The organism is Methanopyrus sp. KOL6 (genome assembly GCF_002201915.1).
Classification (GTDB): Archaea; JAADCQ01; Methanopyri; order Methanopyrales; family Methanopyraceae; genus Methanopyrus.
Window position 1 is genome coordinate 550,351 of record NZ_CP019470.1, and the last position, 20,434, is coordinate 570,784.

At 56.3% G+C, this 20,434-nt stretch carries 25 protein-coding genes; 5 read left to right on the plus strand and 20 right to left on the minus strand.

Annotation, left to right across the window (positions count from 1 at the left end; translation table 11 throughout):
• Positions 1-19: 19 nt before the first annotated feature.
• The 7 genes from dapD to BW919_RS03155 all read right to left on the minus strand — a co-directional run bounded on the left by dapD (position 20) and on the right by BW919_RS03155 (position 7,408).
• Complete coding sequence (gene dapD / locus BW919_RS03125; protein WP_343224389.1) at positions 20-748, minus strand: 2,3,4,5-tetrahydropyridine-2,6-dicarboxylate N-acetyltransferase; 729 nt, start codon at positions 746-748, stop codon at positions 20-22.
• 5 nt (positions 749-753) lie between these two features.
• Entirely contained in the window at positions 754-1,332 is a 579-nt protein-coding gene (locus tag BW919_RS03130) for an aminodeoxychorismate/anthranilate synthase component II (RefSeq protein WP_088335605.1), read from the minus strand.
• The gene (gene trpE / locus BW919_RS03135) at positions 1,307-2,713 is read right to left on the minus strand and encodes an anthranilate synthase component I (protein WP_198324658.1); all 1,407 of its coding nucleotides are present in this window, start codon (positions 2,711-2,713) and stop codon (positions 1,307-1,309) included. The genes BW919_RS03130 and trpE overlap by 26 nt, the downstream gene beginning before the upstream one ends.
• Positions 2,704-3,444 carry a stage II sporulation protein M gene (locus tag BW919_RS03140; protein WP_088335606.1) on the minus strand — a complete coding sequence of 247 codons (741 nt, stop codon included), beginning with the start codon at positions 3,442-3,444 and terminating at the stop codon, positions 2,704-2,706. Before BW919_RS03140 ends, trpE begins: the two co-directional genes overlap by 10 nt.
• Positions 3,445-3,504: 60 nt before the next feature.
• On the minus strand, positions 3,505-5,139 hold the full coding sequence (sepS, locus tag BW919_RS03145) for an O-phosphoserine--tRNA ligase (RefSeq protein ID WP_088335607.1): 1,635 nt from the start codon (positions 5,137-5,139) through the stop codon (positions 3,505-3,507).
• A 203-nt stretch (positions 5,140-5,342) separates the two neighbouring features.
• Complete coding sequence (locus BW919_RS03150) at positions 5,343-6,002, minus strand: hypothetical protein (RefSeq protein WP_157665946.1); 660 nt, start codon at positions 6,000-6,002, stop codon at positions 5,343-5,345.
• Between the two features lie 50 nt (positions 6,003-6,052).
• Positions 6,053-7,408, minus strand: coding sequence for an RsmB/NOP family class I SAM-dependent RNA methyltransferase (locus BW919_RS03155; RefSeq protein ID WP_198324659.1), 1,356 nt, complete (start codon positions 7,406-7,408; stop codon positions 6,053-6,055).
• A gap of 25 nt (positions 7,409-7,433) precedes the next feature.
• Between BW919_RS03155 and BW919_RS03160 the strand changes: the two genes are divergently transcribed.
• Positions 7,434-8,393 carry a DUF1152 domain-containing protein gene (locus BW919_RS03160; protein ID WP_157665948.1) on the plus strand — a complete coding sequence of 320 codons (960 nt, stop codon included), beginning with the start codon at positions 7,434-7,436 and terminating at the stop codon, positions 8,391-8,393.
• A 134-nt stretch (positions 8,394-8,527) separates the two neighbouring features.
• Positions 8,528-9,373, plus strand: a complete 846-nt coding sequence (nadC, locus tag BW919_RS03165) for a carboxylating nicotinate-nucleotide diphosphorylase (protein ID WP_088335610.1) — start codon at positions 8,528-8,530, stop codon at positions 9,371-9,373.
• Positions 9,374-9,394: 21 nt separating this feature from the next.
• Here the strand turns inward: nadC and BW919_RS03170 are convergent, their stop codons facing one another.
• From BW919_RS03170 to BW919_RS03180, 3 genes are read right to left on the minus strand one after another with little or no spacing between them, the layout of a single operon-like run.
• Positions 9,395-10,372, minus strand: a complete 978-nt coding sequence (locus tag BW919_RS03170) for a hypothetical protein (protein WP_088335611.1) — start codon at positions 10,370-10,372, stop codon at positions 9,395-9,397.
• Entirely contained in the window at positions 10,348-10,842 is a 495-nt protein-coding gene (locus tag BW919_RS03175) for a thiamine pyrophosphate-dependent enzyme (protein ID WP_088335612.1), read from the minus strand. The genes BW919_RS03170 and BW919_RS03175 overlap by 25 nt, the downstream gene beginning before the upstream one ends.
• 16 nt (positions 10,843-10,858) lie before the next feature.
• The gene (locus tag BW919_RS03180; RefSeq protein WP_088335613.1) at positions 10,859-11,257 is read right to left on the minus strand and encodes a hypothetical protein; all 399 of its coding nucleotides are present in this window, start codon (positions 11,255-11,257) and stop codon (positions 10,859-10,861) included.
• A 91-nt stretch (positions 11,258-11,348) separates the two neighbouring features.
• Here BW919_RS03180 and BW919_RS03185 point away from each other — a divergent pair, with 91 nt between their 5' ends.
• Positions 11,349-11,861, plus strand: a complete 513-nt coding sequence (locus BW919_RS03185) for a multiprotein bridging factor aMBF1 (RefSeq protein ID WP_088335614.1) — start codon at positions 11,349-11,351, stop codon at positions 11,859-11,861.
• Between the two features lie 3 nt (positions 11,862-11,864).
• Here BW919_RS03185 and BW919_RS03190 read toward each other — a convergent pair whose 3' ends face one another.
• Genes BW919_RS03190 through BW919_RS03210 form a run of 5 tightly spaced genes read right to left on the minus strand, consistent with a single transcriptional unit; the run spans position 11,865 to position 15,259 of the window.
• Complete coding sequence (locus BW919_RS03190) at positions 11,865-12,437, minus strand: hypothetical protein (RefSeq protein WP_088335615.1); 573 nt, start codon at positions 12,435-12,437, stop codon at positions 11,865-11,867.
• Positions 12,424-14,043, minus strand: coding sequence for a cell division FtsA domain-containing protein (locus BW919_RS03195; protein ID WP_232452934.1), 1,620 nt, complete (start codon positions 14,041-14,043; stop codon positions 12,424-12,426). Before BW919_RS03195 ends, BW919_RS03190 begins: the two co-directional genes overlap by 14 nt.
• Positions 14,044-14,053: 10 nt before the next feature.
• Positions 14,054-14,365 carry a MazG nucleotide pyrophosphohydrolase domain-containing protein gene (locus tag BW919_RS03200; RefSeq protein WP_157665950.1) on the minus strand — a complete coding sequence of 104 codons (312 nt, stop codon included), beginning with the start codon at positions 14,363-14,365 and terminating at the stop codon, positions 14,054-14,056.
• Complete coding sequence (locus BW919_RS03205) at positions 14,362-14,910, minus strand: cyclopropane-fatty-acyl-phospholipid synthase family protein (RefSeq protein ID WP_088335618.1); 549 nt, start codon at positions 14,908-14,910, stop codon at positions 14,362-14,364. The genes BW919_RS03200 and BW919_RS03205 overlap by 4 nt, the downstream gene beginning before the upstream one ends.
• Positions 14,873-15,259, minus strand: coding sequence for a DUF356 domain-containing protein (locus BW919_RS03210; RefSeq protein ID WP_232452935.1), 387 nt, complete (start codon positions 15,257-15,259; stop codon positions 14,873-14,875). The genes BW919_RS03205 and BW919_RS03210 overlap by 38 nt, the downstream gene beginning before the upstream one ends.
• A gap of 59 nt (positions 15,260-15,318) precedes the next feature.
• On the opposite strand from BW919_RS03210, the gene BW919_RS03215 reads away from it, so the two are divergent.
• Positions 15,319-15,741, plus strand: coding sequence for a DUF2209 domain-containing protein (locus BW919_RS03215; protein WP_157665951.1), 423 nt, complete (start codon positions 15,319-15,321; stop codon positions 15,739-15,741).
• Positions 15,710-16,981, plus strand: a complete 1,272-nt coding sequence (hflX, locus tag BW919_RS03220; RefSeq protein WP_088335621.1) for a GTPase HflX — start codon at positions 15,710-15,712, stop codon at positions 16,979-16,981. Before BW919_RS03215 ends, hflX begins: the two co-directional genes overlap by 32 nt.
• On the opposite strand, the gene BW919_RS03225 is transcribed toward hflX, so the two are convergent.
• The 5 genes from BW919_RS03225 to BW919_RS03245 form a co-directional block, all read right to left on the minus strand.
• The gene (locus BW919_RS03225) at positions 16,978-17,415 is read right to left on the minus strand and encodes an HTH domain-containing protein (RefSeq protein WP_198324660.1); all 438 of its coding nucleotides are present in this window, start codon (positions 17,413-17,415) and stop codon (positions 16,978-16,980) included. The two genes, hflX and BW919_RS03225, sit on opposite strands and share 4 nt — an antisense overlap.
• Positions 17,416-17,485: 70 nt before the next feature.
• Positions 17,486-18,124, minus strand: coding sequence for a CBS domain-containing protein (locus tag BW919_RS03230; RefSeq protein ID WP_088335622.1), 639 nt, complete (start codon positions 18,122-18,124; stop codon positions 17,486-17,488).
• Positions 18,121-18,882, minus strand: a complete 762-nt coding sequence (locus BW919_RS03235) for a 4Fe-4S binding protein (RefSeq protein WP_088335623.1) — start codon at positions 18,880-18,882, stop codon at positions 18,121-18,123. The genes BW919_RS03230 and BW919_RS03235 overlap by 4 nt, the downstream gene beginning before the upstream one ends.
• The gene (locus BW919_RS03240) at positions 18,854-19,315 is read right to left on the minus strand and encodes a 4Fe-4S binding protein (RefSeq protein ID WP_157665953.1); all 462 of its coding nucleotides are present in this window, start codon (positions 19,313-19,315) and stop codon (positions 18,854-18,856) included. The genes BW919_RS03235 and BW919_RS03240 overlap by 29 nt, the downstream gene beginning before the upstream one ends.
• Complete coding sequence (locus BW919_RS03245; protein ID WP_198324661.1) at positions 19,296-20,432, minus strand: 4Fe-4S binding protein; 1,137 nt, start codon at positions 20,430-20,432, stop codon at positions 19,296-19,298. Before BW919_RS03245 ends, BW919_RS03240 begins: the two co-directional genes overlap by 20 nt.
• Between the last annotated feature and the right edge of the window lie 2 nt (positions 20,433-20,434).

Consider the following 20,434-nt stretch of genomic DNA (forward strand, 5'->3'; position numbering starts at 1 on the left):
CCAGGATAGTGACAGGGTTTCAGAGGCGGCGGAGTGCATCGACTATCTGGGTCTTGGCTTCGGTCTTCTCGTCCACATCTTTGACAACACGCGCGGGTACGCCGGCTACAACTTTACCCGGCGGCACGTCTTCGGTGACGACGGCGCCGGCCGCAACCACGGCCCCCTTCCCTACCCTCACTCCCTCGAGAATGACGGAGTTAGCCCCGATAACGACGTCGTCTTCGATCACGACGGGTTTAGCGCTGGGAGGCTCGAGAACACCGGCGATGACCGCACCGGCACCGATGTGTACATTCTTACCGACTTCCGCCCGGGAACCGACGACTGCGTTCATGTCGACCATAGTACCGTCGCCTATCTTGGCACCGATGTTAATCACGGCTCCCATCATCACCACAACTCCTTTGCCCAGCTTCACCTTCTCTCGGATTATCGCGCCCGGCTCGATTCTGGCGTCCTCGAACTCTGAGTAGTCCGCCAACGGCACGGCCCTGTTGCGGTGATCCAGCTCTTTGTGGTAATACTCCACCGAATCCTCGCTTTCGAGCACTTCAACCACATCGTCGTGCTCGCCAACCACGATGACGTGATCGATACCAGTGAACACCTTGGCGTCCTCCAGGCGCTCCTCCAAGCGCTCGGCCAGTCCTTCGGGATCGTCGGTTTTAACGTAGAATTTGGCAACCGTGCGTTTGGGACTGTTGGAAATGTACCTAATCAGCTCTTCGGGATCCAGCCCCGACAACGGTCTCACCCCAGTAGCTGTAGGAAGTTGCGGGCGATCCGGTCCCCGCCCTCGGTCATGAAGCTTTCAGGATGGAATTGCACCCCGTACACGTCGTAGTCGGCGTGCCTGATGGCCATGAGCTCTCCATCGTCCCCCGACCACGCGCACGGTAGCAGTTCTTCTGGTAAGGAAGATTCTTCGATGACCAGTGAGTGGTACCTCATACCTTGGAAAGGACTTTCAAGCCCTGAGAGGATTCCCGACCCGTCATGTTCTATCGGCGATGTCTTTCCGTGGACGATGCGTTTAGCTCGACGGATCTGCACCCCGTACGCTACTCCGATGCACTGGTGGCCTAAGCACACCCCTAAGATTGGGATCTCACCCGCGAACCTCCGGATAGCTGGCACGGATACCCCAGCGTCTCGTTCCGGGTGCCCGGGTCCGGGACTGACAACGATACCGTCAGGGCGCAGCCGCTCGAGCCTGGAGAGCGGTACCTTGTTGGAAACTACTTTCAAATCGAGATCATACGAGGAGAATAAATGGTAGAGATTGTACACGAAACTGTCCTTATTATTGATCAGAACTAGTCTCCTCAAGGATAGCTCCCACCATTGCCTTCATTTTATTTTCAGTTTCGAACCACTCGTTTTCAGGCACCGAGTCGTACACGATACCGGCACCCGCTTGCGTAAACCATCGACGACCCGTTGAGAAAATGGTACGGATCGATATCGCGAAGTCCATATCTCCAGTCCAGCTGACGTATCCGACGCCTCCGGCGTATGGACCTCGCTTGTACACTTCCAGCTCATCGATGATCTCCATAGCCCTCACCTTAGGGGCCCCGGAAACCGTCCCGGCCGGAAACGTCGCACGGAGTACGTCCCACGGAGTGACTCCATTTTTCCTCTCACCCACCACCTCGGACACGATGTGCTGTACATGGCTGTATTTCTCAACTTCCATAAGCCGCGTGACTTCGACCGTCCCGGGCTTTGAGACTTTACCAACGTCGTTCCTGGCGAGGTCTACGAGCATCGCGTGCTCTGCGAGTTCTTTCTCGTCTTTGAGCATCTCGCGGGTCAGCTCCTTATCCTCTTCCGGGGTACTGCCTCGAGGTCTAGTGCCGGCTATGGGTTTCGTAACGATGTGATCACCTTCTAACCGGACGAGCGTCTCGGGGCTGGATCCGATTATCCTCCGCTCGCCAAACTCCAGGCAGTACATGTATGGGGACGGGTTGATGTCGCGGAGTCTCCGGTACACTTCGAGTGGATCCGCGACCGCCCGCACTTCCACTCGCCTCGAGAGTACGACTTGGAAAATGTCCCCAGAGACTATGTACTCCTTCGCTCGCTCGACGATGCCCTCGAACTCCTCTTTCTCCAGGTCCCGCCTCAGTTCCCCCATCCTGTACACCTTGGGGACCGTCCGTCCACTCACTTCTCGAACACACTCTTCGATCGCCTCCGCCGTCCACTCGACCTCATAGTCATCGGGATGGACGGAAATCAGCTCAACTCGATCCTCGTAGTGATCGAAGCGTATCACCGAGTCGTAGAGACACAGCTCGAAGGACGGCCACTCCGGGTCGGCGATAGTAGTTGGCTTGATGTCCAGCCAGTCCTCGACGACATCGTACGATATGTAGCCTACGAGACCGCCGACGAAGCCGGATCCCTCGACCTTCGGGATCCGGGAGAACACTCGGCGCATGAGTTGGAAGTAGTCCTCATCGGTTTCCTTTCGACCTTCGACTACCAATTCAGCGTACTCCGGATCACCGACGTCCACGCGGACTCGACCGTCGACACACTCTACCTTGAGCACAGGTGAGAAACCTACGAAGGAGTATCGGCCGCTGGCACCGATCTCGGCTGACTCGAGTAGGAACGTGTGTGAGGACAGCATCCTCAGGGCTGCGTAAACCTCGTCGGGAGACCTGTCTACGTCTAACTCTCTTACCGTCAAGCGCACTTCATAGCACACCCTACTACTATCGGTGTTACATGAACTTCCAAGTACGCGGCGACGATCAGGCCTGCGATACAAGCGGCCATGTTACGTATTACCCAACCTGGAACCTCCAAGTTCCCGCGAGGCCACTGCTCGTGGAGACGGACTCTATAGATCAAGTAATCGGCCAGATGCACGCCCATAGCTCCCGCGATGATCAGCATCGGGAATTCGATTACTCCGTGGGGGAGTAAAGCCGCACCCAGTAGGGAGACCGGGCCAAAGTTCTGCAATATCCACATCGCGAAGGCTCCAGCGGCGAACCCGTTGATCGCTGGAACCAGCAGCGGTCCGAGTTTCAGCGTTAGTATCACGTCGGCCTCTTTATATCGCCGTACGTTGAACCCGAGCTTGTGAGCTAATTTGACGAGGATCGGAGCGTACGGAGGGTTACCAAAGGTTCTGCGGAAGACGCCGGAAGCGTACCTCGTCGCCAGCCGGTCCAGAGTTAACGCTACCAGGCCGCCGAACGTGCTCATTAGTATCGCCATGGCGTTCCATATCGTAATAGACATAGTGAATCGCTCCATCGGTAAGGGTAGGAGACGCGCGAGTGCTTCCACCTTCTGACACGTAATCCGAAGGACGATGTCGGGAAGGGAAGGAAGCATGAAGTACGTGATCATTCCCAGTAAGCTCGAAATAAGGAAGACGTCGATCACCGCCACGATATAGCGCCAGGGACTTCCCACCGATGTACCCCCCGGATGATGAATACGGCGGATTGCGGAACGTGGTGACGAGGGACCCAGTCACCTGACTTCGGCTCTAAATGTCACGAACACCGGCCCCTCAATTTTGATCTCACTTCCTTTTTTGGTTACGTAGCGCAACAGCTTCCGAGGAAGACTCAGGTTAACCTGAGAGGGGCGGCTCACTTTACGCACTGACACCGTGGTCTCCCCCCCTCCGGTCGCGAGCAGCTCCTCTACTTCGTAAGCCAGCCGCGCCGCCAGCCCTTCTTCGAAAGATACTCCGGAATACACGCCTTTCTCGCGGATCTCACGACCGAAGTCGCCCTCGGGCGGGACGGCGTACAGGCTCCCATCAAGGACGTAAACGCGGTTGAAGGCCGCGGGTCCCGCGAGAGGTTCTCCCCTCTCTTCCTCGACGGCGTGGATTACCACCTCCCGATCGCCGAACTCCCCGCGGAACAACTCGACTTCCACGGGCCCCTCCTCGTCGGCGTGCTCCTGGAGCCCTCGCACCACCTCACGGACTAGCTGTTCCCCGAACGACGTAGCCGGCTTCCGCTCGTAGTCGATCATCCTAGCCAGCTCCAGATCCGAAAGTTCCCACGGTTCGTACTCTACATATGTAAGGGAACGCACGTCGTCGATACCGTGGAGGACCATGCAAAGTCGTTCCACGCCGATCCCGAGGTTCATGACCGGATATTCGATCCCGTACTCCGCCAGCGCCACCGGTGAGTACAGCCCGAACGTCGCTATCTCCACCCAACCCGGTCCTAAATTCTCGTCCTCGATGGAGTCCTCCAGGTCGGGGTGATAGGCGTACACCTCAGTCTGTGTCCCGGGAACGTAGTACTTGGACATCTTCTCGTCGGGTATGAACTCGAAGTCTTCGAACCCAAACTGCCGGAGGATCGCCTCCGCCACTGCCTTCCCGGTATCCACGGTCACGTCGTCGCCGACTACGACGCACGACGCGGAGTGGTACGTCATCAAGTGACTCTCGTCCTCGCGCTGCTCACGCCGGAAGCACCTGTCGATGGAGAACAATCTCAAAGGTGGGTCCTCACGTTTCAGTATCTCCGAGATCGTTATAAACCAACCCGCGGTCATGTGTGATCGGAGGGTGAGCGGAGGCTCTAGCGGTTCGGGCTTCATGCGCTTGAGTTCGGGAAAGACTTCGTCCAGTACCTTTACCGCCGTCCCGTCATCCGTGTCAAGGGCCTCCGCGATCTCGTGTGTCAACTCATCACCATCGACCTCACCCTTCTTGTACGCGTGCAGGGTTTCCCTCAGTCGTTCCACCTCCTCTTCGGACGGTTCCCGGCCCAACACCTCCGCCAGCTTCCCGACCTTGTCTGCTCCCAACCCCACGTCCGGACGCGGGAGTCCGGCGAGGTAGAAGCACCGATCCAAGACAGCCGCAGCCTCCGGGCCGAACTGCTTGTACACCTCCTCCTCGGGAATGATAACCGGATTCACGACCTCCTTGAAGCCTGCGCGCAGGTACGCTTCCCTCAGCTGCTGAATCGTCTCGAACAATGGATGGGGCTCGCCAGTTTCCACTTTGAGCTTCGGGTACCTGTCCCGAAGTCCCGGTTTTTGAACTAGCTTCGCACCTTCTTTCCAGGCCCGATCGAAGTCGCGCTGGGCTAAGGATTTCAGTTCCTCCAGCTTGTCGCGGTCGAACGGCATTACTCGGTTGCCCCTCACTTACTAAGTCCGCCCATACTCTTCTCTTACGGCGATGCGTCAGAGTTGACCGCGGGACGTGAAGTGGTGTGCGATCGGAGGATCCAGTGCACGCTCCGATCGCATCGCGAGAACAGCCGAGCCGTGCGGGGACGCGCCCTCTTCCGTCCCGGAACCCTCTTCAGTATCCCTCCTGTTACCGAAGCTTAACCAGGAAAATCCTTCCACGAGTCGTCCTCGATACCACCTCGTTCCAACGTCCTCTTCAACTCTTCCGTCTTACCTGCGATGGTGACCTCACTCCTGGTCCTCTCGAGGAGGGACCTGACTACGTCCTGCTTCCTCTTAAGATTGGGGACGACAGCCCTCGGGTAGTCGAACGTCATCGTCAGTGAGTATATCTCCTCCATCACGTTGAGGAATTCCTCGGCCCGGTCCAGGTCGCCCTCCCTCAGCGCGTCCACGACGATCCTTCTGAGCTCGCCTACGGCGTCCAACAGTCCCAGCAGGTAAGCTCGAGGACTCAAGTTGATCTCCTCGGGCGAGGGTGCCTTACGGTTTTTCACGATCGAGTACAAGATCTCCGCTTCGGCGTACTCCTGTAGGTGGTTCTCGGCGAACCCAGTGCGGAGCAGTTCCGGGAAATCGCCTAGGAGCTCATGGAGCTCCGAAACCAGTTCGGCGGCTTCATCCAACTTCTTCCGGGCTCCCTCCAAGTTCCCACGGTGCACCTCGTACACTGCCTCCGAGCTCAGCTTGTGGAGGTCCCGCAGGATCACCTGTGCCTCGTCCCTAGCCTCGTCCAGCGCGTCAAGCTCCTCGCGGATGTTCTCGATGATCTCACGCAAGTTCTCGATCTCGGACACGGACGTCCCCATACGATGAGGGTCCCCCACTGAGATAAGCCATCATCGCACTAGCCCCGGACCAGCCGAGCTACGAAGAATCCCTCCGTACGGTGACGATGAGGCCAGAACCTGCGTACTCGATCCGCCCAGGGGTATCTCTCGTTCATCCAGGACTCGAAGCCGGGCGAGCCGAACCTGAAAGGTTCTTCCACGTCGAATTCGTCGAACTCGCGCAAGAAGCGGCGTACCACGGACTCGTCCTCCACTACGGTGACCGAGCACGTGGAGTACACGAGGGCTCTTTCCACCAGCGGCGCGACGCCACGGAGGATCGAGAGCTGGCCGCGGGCGTATCTTTTCACGTGTCTCCACTTGACAGTCCACTTGGCCTCAGGTGCCCGAACGTAAGCCCCGGAGCTCGAACACGGTGGGTCCACGAGAGCAAGGTCGAACGTCTCGTCGGTTTCACGGTAGAGCCGGGACGAGTCCGTCCTGCGAAGCCTGGCTTCGACCCTCCATCGGCGGAAGTTACGACGCATCTCCCTAAGGCGCTTGGGGTTCACGTCTACGCACGTGAGCTCGATCTCGCCTTCCGTCATAGCGTACAAGTACGCCGACTTCCCACCGGGAGCCGCACAAGCGTCGAGCACACGATCTCCGGGCTCCGGCTGCAGCGCGTAAGCGGCGGCCGCGGACGCCTTGTCCTGATAGGCCACCCAACCTCGGCGGTAAGGCTCGGTCCTGACGGGAGGTACGTCATAATCCACTACCCGCAGCATGAGCGGTAAGTCTGGATCTTCCTCCACGATTACCCCGTCGTCCTCCAGCGCCAGTATAGCCTTGTCCGGATCCACCATGTGAGCGTTAACTCGAAGGTAACGCTCGGGCTCGCGGTTGTTAGCGTCCATCAACTTCGTCAGCTCGTTTTCACCCAGTAGGTCCATCAGGTGCTTGACGAACCATTCCGGATGGGAGTACTCGATCGACAGGAGCTCCACGGTGTCCCTAGCCCGATCCAGTACGTCGGAAAGCTCGAGCCGTTCGACGTCGTAGAGGACGGCGTTCACGAACCGGGCGGGACCTTCCCCGGCACGCTCCACGACGATTTTCACGGCCTCGTTCGTGGCGATCGCGGGCTTCACGCCGTTGAATTTCATCTCGAACGTACCGACCCTGAGGGCGTTCCTAACCCACAAATCAAGGTCGAAAAGCCTCGCGTTCCGTATCGTCGCCTCCAGGAACGCGTCGACCGTGCGGAGGTGCTTCATCAGCTCGAAGCAGTACGCGTGGATGGTGCCCCAGACGCGATGGTCCCGGACTCCTTCGTTCAGCAGCACCTTCTTAACGCACTCACGAAGCGAACGTCGCGTCCCCTCCCACTCGACGAATACGCGTACCGTAAGTTCCTGTCTGCTGAGGCTCAACAGATCACCCCGGGGTTCTAGTGACTTGTACTTAGCCGAAGTGGCCGGGATCGAGGAGCCTAGTACCGTTGCCATCTTGGGTATCGGAGGCGGTGGCGATATCGTTGGAGCCTGTCACACATACCGATGGGTGAGAGAAGGGATCGAGCCGGAGCGCTTGATCCTCGGAGGGCTTACCTGGGAGCGTGCCGTCGTCGATCCGGAGCCCGGTCCTCGATCGCGCGACGAAATCATAGGAGACGTTGAATGGATCCACGAGCGTATTGGAATACTCCGCGGGAGGGCGAGGCCTAAACTGGGACGGGAGTTCGCGGAGTCACGCGTCCGACGCGTATTGAGGAGGATGGGGCACCGCGACGTGGAGGTCGTACTGGTGGACGTCAGTGGAGGCGTGAAAGGAACCGTGGACGGCCTCAAGGCGCTGATCGAACACTTCGAGCTGGACGTTGTCTTCGGAATCGACGTGGGTGGAGACGCGTTAGCTAGGGGTGACGAGCCCGGAGTCGAGAGCCCACTGGCCGATTCTATCATGACTTGTTCGCTGTCGAAGTTCGAAGAGGCCGTGCTCGGAGTTTTCGGCTGGGGGTCCGACGGTGAGCTAACCAGAGAAGAGCTCCGGCGGAGGTTCTCCGAAATAGCGGCTGAGGGTGGTTACCTCGGGGCGATCGGACTCACCGGACGCGATGTAGAGTTCCTGAAGAAATTGGCGGAGGTGGTGGAGACGGAAGCCAGTTTGATTCCCTTAAGAGCGGCTGTCGAGGGCGAGTTCGGACCGCTGGAGATTCGAGGAGGGTACAGGACCGTGGAGCTCGGGCCGGCGTCGGTGTGTACCTTCTACTTCGACCCGGAAGTCGTCGCGCGTAATAGTCTCCTATGCGAGATCGTGGACGGCACCGAGAGTGTGAAAGAAGCCCACGAACGCATCCGGGAGGAGCTCGACATCAAAACCGAACTCGACTGGGAGCGTGAGAGGGCCGAGCGCTGAGCTTCGGTTACGGAGTAACAACCATCCCCGTATCCGACGCACCTGCCGAAGGATCGTGGAAGTTTAGATCCATACCGACGTCGAGTAACGCTGTGTATTATGATCCCTTCCACCTACAACAGGGGAGATCGGTCGTGCTCCTGAATGAGGTCAAGGTACGGAAGATCGTGGAGCTAGCACTGGCGGAAGACATCGGCCGTGCGGATCTCACCTCCTCTATCGTAGAAGGTGATCGGGCAGAGGCGGAGATCGTGGTGAAAGAGGAGGGCGTCGTTTCGGGAACGCTCCCGGCCCGACTGACGTTTGAACTCCTAGACTGCGAAGTCGACACGCTAGTTGAGGACGGCGAACGAATTCAACCCGGTGACATCGTGCTGAAAGCCTATGGAGAGGCTACGTCCCTACTCGCAGCGGAACGGGTTGCGCTCAACTTCCTCATGCGGCTGTCCGGGATCGCGACGGCTACTCGGAAGGTCGTCGAGAGAGTCCGTGAGGTGAATCCGGACGTTATTGTAGCCGCGACTAGGAAAGTCCACCCAATCACGGGGTTTCTCGAGAAAAAGGCGGTATCGGATGGAGGAGGAGATCCTCATCGGTTCGGCCTGGACGATGCCGTTCTGATCAAAGATAACCACCTGACGCTGGTCGGATCGGTCCGGGATGCCGTGAGGCGGGCAAGGGAGAGGGTGGGTTTCACCAAAGTAATCGGTGTGGAAGTCGAGTCGATCGAAGATGCCGTTGAGGCCGCGAAGGCGGGTGCGGATCACGTGTTACTGGATAATATGAAACCGGCGGAGGTCCGGCGGGCGGTGAACGAGGTTCGAAAAGTCCGTGAAGATGTGATCCTAGAAGCTTCCGGCGGCATTACGCCCGAGAACGCACCCGAGTACGCGGAAACTGGAGTTGACGTGATCTCGCTCGGGTGGTTGACACACTCCGCGCCGGCCTTGGATCTTAGCATGCGGGTTCGAATGCTATGAAAGGATGCCGGGATCGCATCCTCACTTACGAAAACGGTACTCGAGCTCGTGAACGAAATCGCTCAAGGTCATCACGAACCGAGCGTCGGCGACGCGGTGAGCGTACGCGTCGGGATCCGGGTTCACGGAGACCACGAAGTCGGAGCGGAAGTCGACGGCGAATGTGTCGTAAGAAGCACCGATGAGAATCAGCAGTTCCTCCTCGACGACGTTACCCGTGTTGACACCCGTTGGTGGGATCCCGGGGAGGAACTTGGAAGCATGCTTAGTACAGTACAAGCGGACGTCGAGACCTAATCCTTCGAGGATTTTGACGAGACGGTTCAGTGCATCCCGTTCGTCATTGAGGGAAGATGTGAACGCCGGTAGGTTCCCTGAAATGTCACCTAAGACACCCTTACCGACTACTACTGCGACGGTATCATAGAGACTGATGGCACGGAGGAGCTCGTCCCAATCGGCTTCTCCGGTGGGTTCGACCTCGGGCTTTCCAGGCGGATGGCTCGAAAGCAGAAGATCTTCGGTAAGGACTACGCAGGCAAGCCTATGCTCATCCTCGGAGGATTCTGCGGCGTCTAGGATGGTCTCGTAGATGTCATCTTGAGTCTCGGGGATCTCGACGCGGAGTTTCAGATCGCGTAGGACGTCAGGGAGCTCGACGGAGCATGTATAGGAACCGCGGCCGTCAGCATCCAAGCCGATGATTAGGAGTCCGGGCCAGTCACCTTCCTCGGCTAGGAATTGGGCGGCAACGTAAGCACCCTTATCCTTGAGCACGGCGACACCGTAGCCGTTGGTTTGGGCGAGGCCGATCACGATTCCGACCGCGTCGAACTCGGAGGCGACGGGTATGACCTCGAACGGGTGATCACCTTCCTCCAGTTCTCGGACGACCTCGTTGAGCGGGAACCCCGGCAGGTACGCCACGGCGTCAGGTTCGAGGTTATGAAGGGCGCGGATGACCTCGTATGACCCTATAGGTAGGTGATCGGTCGACACCTCATCTCCACTAAACTCGGTCCTTCCTTCCGACACCTCTTCAGCACCTCCAGTGCCTCTTCGACGCTTTCGGCGGTCTCGGCTGGATCGAAACCCATTGAGCGGGCTATCTCGGCCGGTGAGGTGTGAACGGCAGGGTTTTCCTGGCCTCCCGTCATTCCCCACACCTCGTCGGTTATGACCACTACCGTCAGGTTCTCGAAGCGGTTGAGGTTCTGAGTTACGGTAGCCAGAGTGTGCAAATGCATGAAGAATCCACCGTCGCCGACGATACAGTAAACCCTCCCATCGTCGATCCTGAGGCAGTGACCCAACGCCACGGACATCGAGCCGCCCAACGCGCCCGTGCCTCCGTCCGGATCCAAGCCTACCTTAGCAGCGGCAATGGTGTGATCGCCTAAGTCCACGATCACTCGATCTCTCTCTTCCAAGACCTCCCGAAGTGCGAGGAGAGCCTCCTCCGGCCGCAACGTCGTTCCCTCACTATTATTCCAGCAGGTACACTATACCTTTGTCCAAGTCCACCTCCACTTCACTACCCTCTGGAGGCATGAGATGCTCGTGCTCTTCGCCGTGACAGGGTGCATCTTCGGGTATCTCGGGCTCCACTAGGAGGTCCTTTACGTCATCGTCGATAGGTTTCGCCTCCTTTACAACGGGGATGGCTCCGTCTTCGGAGAGCGTCCGAACATCCCCGGTACAGATTATGGCGACGGCACCCATTACTTCTGGGTACGTGTCGTAGGCTCCGCCGAGGTCTTGAGTGAAGACTACTTGCCCCTCCTCGATCTCGACTATACGGTCCGGGTGAGTTATGTGGATGACCTCACCGCTTACCTTGCCCTCACCGCGCACGGTTTCCCCTCGCAGCACCGGTGTTGGCAAATCGGTTCCCCCGTCAGCTCGGGACCGGCACCCTTATTTGGGTTCTTCATTCCGGATAGCCTGTGACACTCGCTCTCGGAGGGGTAGTCCGTTGGAAGAGCGAACTAGGTGCGAGATATGCGGACGCGTGGTCAACGGTCGACCTAAGGTCGTGAAGGTGGAAGGATCGGAACTGCGAGTGTGCGAGGAATGTGCCAAGTTCGGCCGGAAGGTAGTCAAGCCGGGACTTCGCCGTGAGGAACGGACGCAGCGTGAGCAGCGTCCACGGCGCAGACTCACCGGCGCAAGACGAAGACCGAGAGGGCTCGATCCCTTCAGCGAGGGTCTGGAGGTAGTCCCAGATTATGACGAGCGCGTCCGCGAGGCTAGAGAACGTAGAGGTTGGAGCCAGAAGGACCTAGCTAGGAAGATCGGGGAGAAGGTTTCGGTGATCCGACGTATTGAGTCTGGTAAGATGGAACCGGACGTCGAGTTGGCGCGCAAGCTGGAGCGGGTTTTGGAAATAGAGCTCCTAGAGCGGGTGAGTGAAGAGGACACCGGATCCGTGGGAATAGAGAGTGATGAGCTGACGTTAGGTGATGTGGTAGAAATTAGGAAGAAGTGAGCGTTACACTAAAGACGTGCGAAGTATCAACGTGACCACAACGATCGCTAGAGCAACCGAAACCAAGGCGAATCCGTAAGTTCGGGTGTCGATATGTGCGCTGCGACGTTCCTCCACCACGCGCTCTGCCACCTTCATGCAGAGCTCCCGAGCTTTATCTTCAACCTCACCCTCGTCACCGTTCGAGTATATTCGTAGTCGACCACGGTCACTATCGATGACCAAGAGTACGTCTGCTTCCACACCACGCTCATAGTCGCACACTTCTTTGAACTGCTCTTTGACCAGAGAGAGTACCTCGTTGATGGTATACTCGTCCGCGGGAACGTCCAGGAGAAGCTTCCCATCGACCTCCGTGACTTCATCAACTATCGCCACATCACAACGCTTAATCGGAAGCGATTCCTCGGAAGTTTCGAGCTTCTCATCGATGGAGAACTTATCGAGATAATCCTCACCGAATAGGATCACCTTCCCGGTTTCTTTACACACCGAAGAAAGGATACCTTTATTGAACTCGTCTATCTCACCTATCACTATCACCACATCGTTCTTCGCGGACTTAACGAGGCTCATTACCTCCGGAATCGTCCAGCCCCTTCTTAAGACCAGTAATGTTGCCTGCCGTCTCACTTACTCCACCCTCGACCTCCTGAAGTTCGTCTACCGGGATGAGAATGGGCCCCATCTCCTTAACTTGAACTATTTTGTACTCCTTCGGAAGCATGTCCACGGTATCTCCCACTTCCGACCCACTGACGTTCACCTTAACGCCGTCGACGTCGTCCGTGCTGTCTACTCCTTCGAACTTGATGGTTACCGTACCAGCGTACGCCCGACCACGGAGTTCCGCTGTTACGGGCGCTGGTTGCATCAGGATTATTTCCTTAATGGCGCTGATGATGGCTTCTTTCAGCCCCGTCCTCCTCGGGATCTTTACGGAATCCTCGATCTGGCCCCCTACTTCGAGGTAATACCGACCTTCGGGAGCGCGGAACTCGTCGATGACCACTTCCACGTCACGACCGGAGCACTGCTGACACAGGGCGGTATCGCGGAGTACGGAGACCGCCACTACACGCATGGGTCCCGCGAGTTGCTTTCCGATGTGTGGTATCTTCGAAGCTTCGAGCATCTCCACCTTGGGTACTATTCCCAGGTAATCACGGTAGGCGTCGAGAATGGCCTCCCGGACGGCCGTTTCAGCTTGGTCGAGCAAGACCCCTCCTCCGTACAACTCGACCCGCTCCGGGACGTTCATATCTAAGCTCCTGATGATGCTCTTAACGGCCGATCTCACGGCGTCCCGGACGTACTCCGCAACCTCCTCGATAATCTCCAACACCTCACGGCGGGTGAGGTCGTACCGCGAAAGTTCCGAGTCGGCCATCGGTGAATTGACCTTCTTTTTGATATTTTCCGCTTCTTCATATGTGAGTCCCAAATCATTAGCTATGGCTAAGGTGAAATCACGTCCGCCGACTTTAATAGAATGACACACTTCCACAAGCGTGTCACGCACGACAGAGATGTCTGTAGTACCCCCTCCGGAATCAATTAGGAGACAGCTCTCGATTTTGTAGTCCCTGATCGCTTTGGCTACGGCGAGGGGTTCGACCGAAATCGTGATTAACTTCATATTAAGAAGCCTAGCGATGCGCTCTATGTTATTGATGAGTCCCAAGCTTGTGTTCGATACTATGGCTCTGAACTGCAAGTAAGAGACCTGGGATCCGATGAGACCATCTGGGTGGTCTGCCCCGAGTTCTCTTGGGTCTACTTCTGCACCATCGACCTTGAGATCCACTATATCGACGGAGACGGGCCAGTTCTCGGGGGAGAACTCCAAACGGTGCGCCAGCGCATATCCTATGTCATCCATGCGAAGCTTTCCTTCGGGACTCACGCTAGCTTCCGCTTCCACCATAGTAAACTTGTCTCCCGTCATCGATAATCCGATTCCCTCTACGTCCGAAGGACTGACCCCTGCATCACGAAGCGCTTCTTCGACTGTTTTCTTAACTATCCGGCTCACGCCCTTCACGTATCTGACGTTCCCTCGCTCCATGATCGTGGGGTCGAGAATGTACCGCTCGCTGTACCCCTTGACCATCAAGTTACCATTCCTGAGCCGCCCTACGACGGCTGAAATCACCTCGGTACCCAAGTCTACGGCGATCACGTGCAAGCGGTCATCCCTCCATCTGTCCGAGTTCCCGCTGCTTAGTCCGCTGTCTCTCTACGATCTCCTCTAGGTCGATATCGTGGGCTGTGAGAAACGCTTCGATCTCTATCAGTAGGTCACCCAGCTCCTCAATGAGCGCTTCCCGGTCGCCGGAACGTACCACGTTCCTAACCTCGATAGCCTCCTCCACGAGTCTTGCGCCGGTGGACACCTCTACCGCTCGATCCTTCCGTGGCAGTAACCCCTTAAGGCCGAGGATTTGAGAGCGTATCAGATCAACCGACTTGAACCTTCTGACGGCCTCAGCTACGAGGTTCAATGTGAGACTCCCCTGTACACGTAAGCGCGTCGTAAATCGTCCAGTCGCAGCACCTCCGGTGCGCCTAATCCTGGAACCTCGAAGGTATAGCTCACGATGGTAGCTCCGCACGATACCAGCTCCTCCGATATTTCCTCGAGAAGGGAAGGCACTAAATACACAAATACGACGTCCGGGTCCAACTCCAGCAAGTCGACGTCCCGGACGTCAGAATGTATGAAGATGGTCTTATCGTCTACCCCAAGTGTCTCGGATTTTGTGAGGGCTAACTCGAGTACATCCTCCCGTACGTCCACTCCCACCCCTTCACACCCGTACAGGTAGGCAGCTGAGATCACGAAGCGACCGTCTCCGCAACCCAGATCCACCACTCTATTTTCAGGGGTTAACTCCAGCTTTCGAAGGATCCTAACTACGGTCTCGATGGGTGTCGGTACGAAGTATAGCTCCGTTGGGCACGTCACCACATGATCGTCGCTCCGGTGATACTCAACTTCGTCTGGGAACTCATCGAGCAGTCTCTCGACCTTCCTTCTCCCTATCATCTTCGATCCTCCGCTTAGGCGAGTGGTATCCGCGGAGCTCCTCGAGCTTTCCGAACCTGCGGGCTATTCCCCTGTACACGTCACCGTGCCTGGGTGTTATAACGATCAGATGAGCCGGAGGATGGATGTCAGAGATCTTCCGAATAATTTCGGCCGGTTCACCTTCTACGCGAGCGACCACGGCCACTGGATACCTTCTTCGCACCTCGCCCAAAAGCTCCCGTACTATCGTGTCGGCAACTTCCGGATCCATAATTCTCGGTTTGCCCAAGATTTTAATACCCGCATACCTTTCGATATCCGACAAGCTTGTGAGTATCTTCTCGTAAGAATCCGACCTGATCACCACGAACAAGTTTTGGTCCCCTCACTCTCCCGATGCTGGGGGGGGTTAACCTGGGCGGCAGGGTGAATATCGTCGGTGTCGACGTCTCGGGCCGACACGCGGAGGATGACGGTCATTATAATAGGATCACGGCCTGCGTGTCGGCCGAGGTGGATGGGTTCAACGTGTTTACGGTCAGGGATGTGAACGTGTTCGTCGTGTGTACTTGCGAGCCCCCGAACCTGCGGACACTGACCGAGGAGGTCTCCCGGGCCCTTAATGGCCTAGACAAGGACGACGAGTACATGGTGGTGGCGGAGCCGGGTGAGTTCTTCGGAGAACCGGAGTGGAGGGTCTCGGCCCTTCTAGGAGCCCCGTTCAAGTATGCCGAGACCGTAGCCGAGCGAGAGGTAGTGGAAATGGCGCATAAGCTCGCCTACGGAGTCTACAGAGGTGTGAAGATGGGGTTGAAGGTTGCCCAGTCGCCCTCGGGCGGTTTTGGTTGAACGGTTGGAGTGGGGACAAGAGAGCCGCATCGATGAACTGAAAGAGCTGGCCGAATCCGCCGGCTACGATGTCGTCGGCTCGTTCAGACAGGTCCGTCATGAAGATCCCCGGTACCATATAGGGGAAGGAAAAGTCAAAGAGTTGGCCGAGTTCGTGCGCGAGAACGACGTGGACAAAGTCATCTTCGAAAACGAGATCAAGCCTGTCCAGGCGTTCAACCTGGCAGGTGAGCTGGGAGTCGAGGTAATCGACAGGTTCCAGTTGATCCTAGAGATATTCGCACAGAGAGCTCGAACCCGCGAAGCCAAACTGCAAGTGAAGCTCGCGCAGCTCAAGTACGAACTTCCCAGGGCACGTGAGATGGTGAACCTAGCTAAAAAGGAAGAACGTCCGGGTTTCCGCGGTCTCGGTAAGTATGAAGTCGACAAATACGAGGAAATGATTCGACGGAAGATCGCCAAGATAGAGCGTGAACTCCGACGGATCGAGAAAGATCGAGAGCTCAAGAGGAAGCACCGACATAGGTTAGGGTTCGAACTGGTTACATTGGCCGGGTACACATGCGCGGGTAAAAGCACCCTAATGCGGACCCTAACCGACGAGGCTGTTTACGTGGATTCCAAGATGTTCTCCACGCTGGATACCAAAACTAGGGCCGTAGACCTGGACGGACACCGCGTACTACTCACCGACACCGTCGGATTCGTGGATAACTTACCTCACTGGCTCGTGGAGTCTTTCAAATCGACTCTTGAGGAAACCGCACAAGCCGACCTGATTCTGCTGGTGGTAGACGTCAGTGACGAGTTACCGGAGATCAAGCGTAAGCTCCGGGTGTGCCACAGGACATTGGATGAGATAGGCGCTGAGGGTCCCATCGTGACGGCGCTTAACAAGGCGGACTTGATAGGATGGGAGGAAGCGGAGCGACGCCTCCGGGAACTGGAAGGGTACGTGTCTCATCCGGTGGCCGTTTCCGCTAAGACCGGGGAAGGTCTAGACGACCTCAAGGCCGAGATGCGTAAGGTGCTCTCCAGGTACTGGAAGAACGTCCGTATCGAGCTACCGATGAGGAACGAAACCATGCGGATTGTTTCGAAACTGCATGAGCTCGGAAACGTGTTAGACGAGCGTTGGTCGAACGACGGTGTTGAGGTGTTCCTCGAGGTCAGTGAAAAGGCCCTTGGAACCGTGAGAGGTACCGTGAAAGGATTCGGTAAAGTGGAGGTATTGGATTAATCCTTACGTGAACTCTTCCGGTACCATTCCGGAACTTGGATCAGTGAATAACCTCCATCGGGACCGGGCTTTCCGTCGATTTTGAATCCCATCTTACGGAGATCTTTCACCCTATTGTGGACGGCTACGCGACTCTCCCGACTGATGTACTCTTTAAGTAGTTCACCACTCACATAATTACCGGTCTTAGTGTAGATACCAGCATCTTTCAATATTTGCTTTGCACGCTTTTCGCCCACGGTTTTTGAGAGCTGATCTAGCAGCCTGTTCGCTTCCTCCAACACGGATAGAATGATGAGGTGACCCGCATCTACCTTCACGCCTTTCTCGTACGCTCGCTTCAAGAACTCCCACAGATCACCTCTGGGGCGACTCCTCGCGACACGCTCCAGCCTAGACTGCGTGAGTACGGCAATCTCGTCGTCACGCGCCACGTCAGGATCACCCCCGTTCCGTCCCCTATAACGTTTCGAGGATTTTAACTTTCCACACCGTCGTAGGGCATTACATCTCCCTGAGCTCACGTCTGCGCTTGGCAACCTTCCTGGCGACCACGGCCTCCCCGAGTTTAAACAGGTAAATAAAGAGGTTTTCTAGGCCTCCCATGAGCCATAGTACGTATCCGAACGTCCTATCACCTATCTTACGCTCGAACTCCTCGGGCGTAAGATCTCGATTTAATTCGCGGTTGAATACCATCGTGGCTGCTTCGATGAACTCATCCCATGATATTCCAGGCACGTTCTCTTGAATCTTCTCCAGTAGATCCCGCGCCGGCGTGTCGTAAAGGTTAGACATGAGCTCGACGACGGTCCTGAGCGTAACGACACCGACCACCCGCATGTCTTCCTCCAGTGGGACGAGCGTGAGGTCGGAGTCCGTAAGGATTTCCACAGCCTTCGTGATAGGGTCAGAGGGAGAGATCGACTCCGGCGATCGGCATACTTCCTCGACCGTCTCGGCGCCAGCGGTGAGTCCTCGAGCGATGTTGTTGGACGTTACTAAGCCGACCAACCGATCCGAACCGTTCACTACGACAGCCGTGTACTCGGAGTACCTCGTGAGCTCTCGGACAGCCTGCTCGAGACCGTCCTCGGGTTTCACTTTAGGGTACTCTTTAGTGGCCCACATCTCGGCTTTCATCGCACTTCCTCCCTAACTTCCTTAATCTTTATCGCACCAGTCGGACAGTTTCGAGCACATTCTCCGCATCTTATGCACAGATCGTAGGAAATATTGGCGACATCGCCATCCATCTCGGCAGCGTCCACGGGGCAGACTTCTACACAGACCCCACATCCTATACACAGATCCTTATCCAACTCAATTTCACGCTCGAATTCAGGAGGTGTTAAGGTACGCTCGATAACGATAGCATCGACAGGACATGCATGCTCACAAGCTTTGCAGCCTATGCATTTATCCTCGTCTATCCTCAACTTATCAATATTTGGTGCCTCGACAGGACAAATCTGCTCACAAAGACGACAGGCTATGCATAAATCTTCTCTCAGGATTGCCCTCCTAAGTACGAACTTACGTCTTATTACATCAACTTCCTCGAGCTTCACTTCAATACTGTTATCAGCTACTCGGGCTTCACCGGATACCACCTTGATAGCATCTACAGGGCAAGACTTGGCACATAACCGACACCTTACACATGCGTCGTGATCAACTTCCGGAGGATTGGTACTGTCCGGTTCTGTTAGAGCATCTACCGGGCACTCTTCGTAGCATGTCTTGCACCCTACACATCGCTCGGAGTCTATAGTCACGAACTCCCGACGTACAGCTGGTGTCTCAGAAAGTACTTCCAACACTATATCTCTATCAGCGTCTTCCACACTATCTAACACCATTTCAACCACTTTATCGATCGGAATTTCGAGCGTTTTCATCTCCGGAGTCCCCCACGGGTTCGATAGCACGGGACGGACAGGTTCGAACGCACTCGAGACATCCTATACACCGATCAACGTCTAACTTGGGAAGAGACCCTTTTGAGCCGGAGAGCGCTTCAACCGGGCAGGAAGAAGAGCACGCCTGGCAACCGACGCATTTGGACTCAGATATTCGCACGCCCACCTCTGGACGTTCTGTCAGAACCTCGATTCGGTAGCTTCCTTTGTGAAGCTCACATATGGCACGGCCGAGGAGTATGGCATCAAAAGGACATACCTCCACACACAAGCCGCACCGTACGCAGTTCTTCTCGTCGATCTTAGTGGAATCCTCCACCTCGATCGCGTCTGTGGGGCACTCTTTCTCACAGAGACCACAGGCGCGGCATAACTCGTGTATCACAACGATTTCACGGACTTCGATGATCACGTCCACTCACCACCTCAGCCATGAGCTCCTCTATCACGTTCTTCACTTCGAACTTGACGATACGGCGTACCCTTTCCTTGGACATCTTACGTTCTAAAAGTTCGGAAAGCCTCTCCTCGACGTTCCTTTCAGTCTTAGTAGTTGAGCCGAATTCCTCGGCTGCTTCCAGCATTTCTCGGGTTAAGATGCCGAGGAACGCATCGGAAATCCGAGACCGCAGCACTTCACGCTCTGCCTCCTCCGTAGGTATGCGGTCCACGGCCGATGTCGGACAGGCGTCCGTGCACAAGCCGCATCGCACGCACAGGTCGGGCATGATCACAGGCATCCGAGTTATTTCCTCGATGCATATAGCGTCCACCGGGCAGATATCGTAGCATATACGACATCCTATGCACATGTCGGGTCGTATGTAAAACACTTCGTCAGTACACTTAGGTCGTGGACGGTGATCAGGTCGTTTCAGTGCTTCCGTAGGACAGTATGATACACAATTGTAACATCCTAAGCACCGTTCAGGGTCCGGATCCCCATCTGGAACGTTGTCAGCTGCACCTGTCGGGCACACCTCGTGACAGCGGTTACACTCAACACACAGTTCCCTATTCAGTCGTGGATTACTTCGACGTTTGAGCTGAGGTACTTCCAACTCTACTGTAACACTACCACAGGGACAAACTTTTACACACTCTAAACATCCACGACATGCGTCCAAGTCTATTCTATGCTCTTCAATGATCTCACGCATAACTCCAGTGGGGCAAACCTCAATGCAAGGCTTATCTTCACAGCGATCACATGCGCGGAGATCAACACCGATGAACTTCACTTCAATATCCGCTTTAGGAACACGAACAGGTCTGCGTTTCGGCTTTAATTCCGTAAATGATACTTCATAAAACCTGAATACATCGCGGGGACATGCCTGTACACAGAAAGAACATGCTACACACCGATCCTCATCGAGCCGTATCTGCTCGTTTATCTCGATCGCTCCGGTAGGGCAGACTTCAGCACAGAGGCCGCATCCCGCGCACTCGTCGGGCCGTTCGACTTCCACGATGTTTACGGTCACGTTACGGAGGCGATCCTCAAAGAAAAAGTGAAGATCGGTCACCA

Bases quoted from the DNA above. Each gene is read 5' to 3' on its own strand.
- sepS (WP_088335607.1), bottom strand. From the start codon at position 5,139: ATGCCGTTCGACCGCGACAAGCTGGAGGAACTGAAATCCTTAGCCCAG.
- BW919_RS03190 (WP_088335615.1), bottom strand. From the start codon at position 12,437: ATGAGCCTCGTTAAGTCCGCGAAGAACGATGTGGTGATAGTGATAGGT.
- BW919_RS03205 (WP_088335618.1), bottom strand. From the start codon at position 14,910: ATGATAGGGAGAAGGAAGGTCGAGAGACTGCTCGATGAGTTCCCAGAC.
- BW919_RS03230 (WP_088335622.1), bottom strand. From the start codon at position 18,124: ATGAAAGCCGAGATGTGGGCCACTAAAGAGTACCCTAAAGTGAAACCC.
- BW919_RS03235 (WP_088335623.1), bottom strand. From the start codon at position 18,882: ATGAAAACGCTCGAAATTCCGATCGATAAAGTGGTTGAAATGGTGTTA.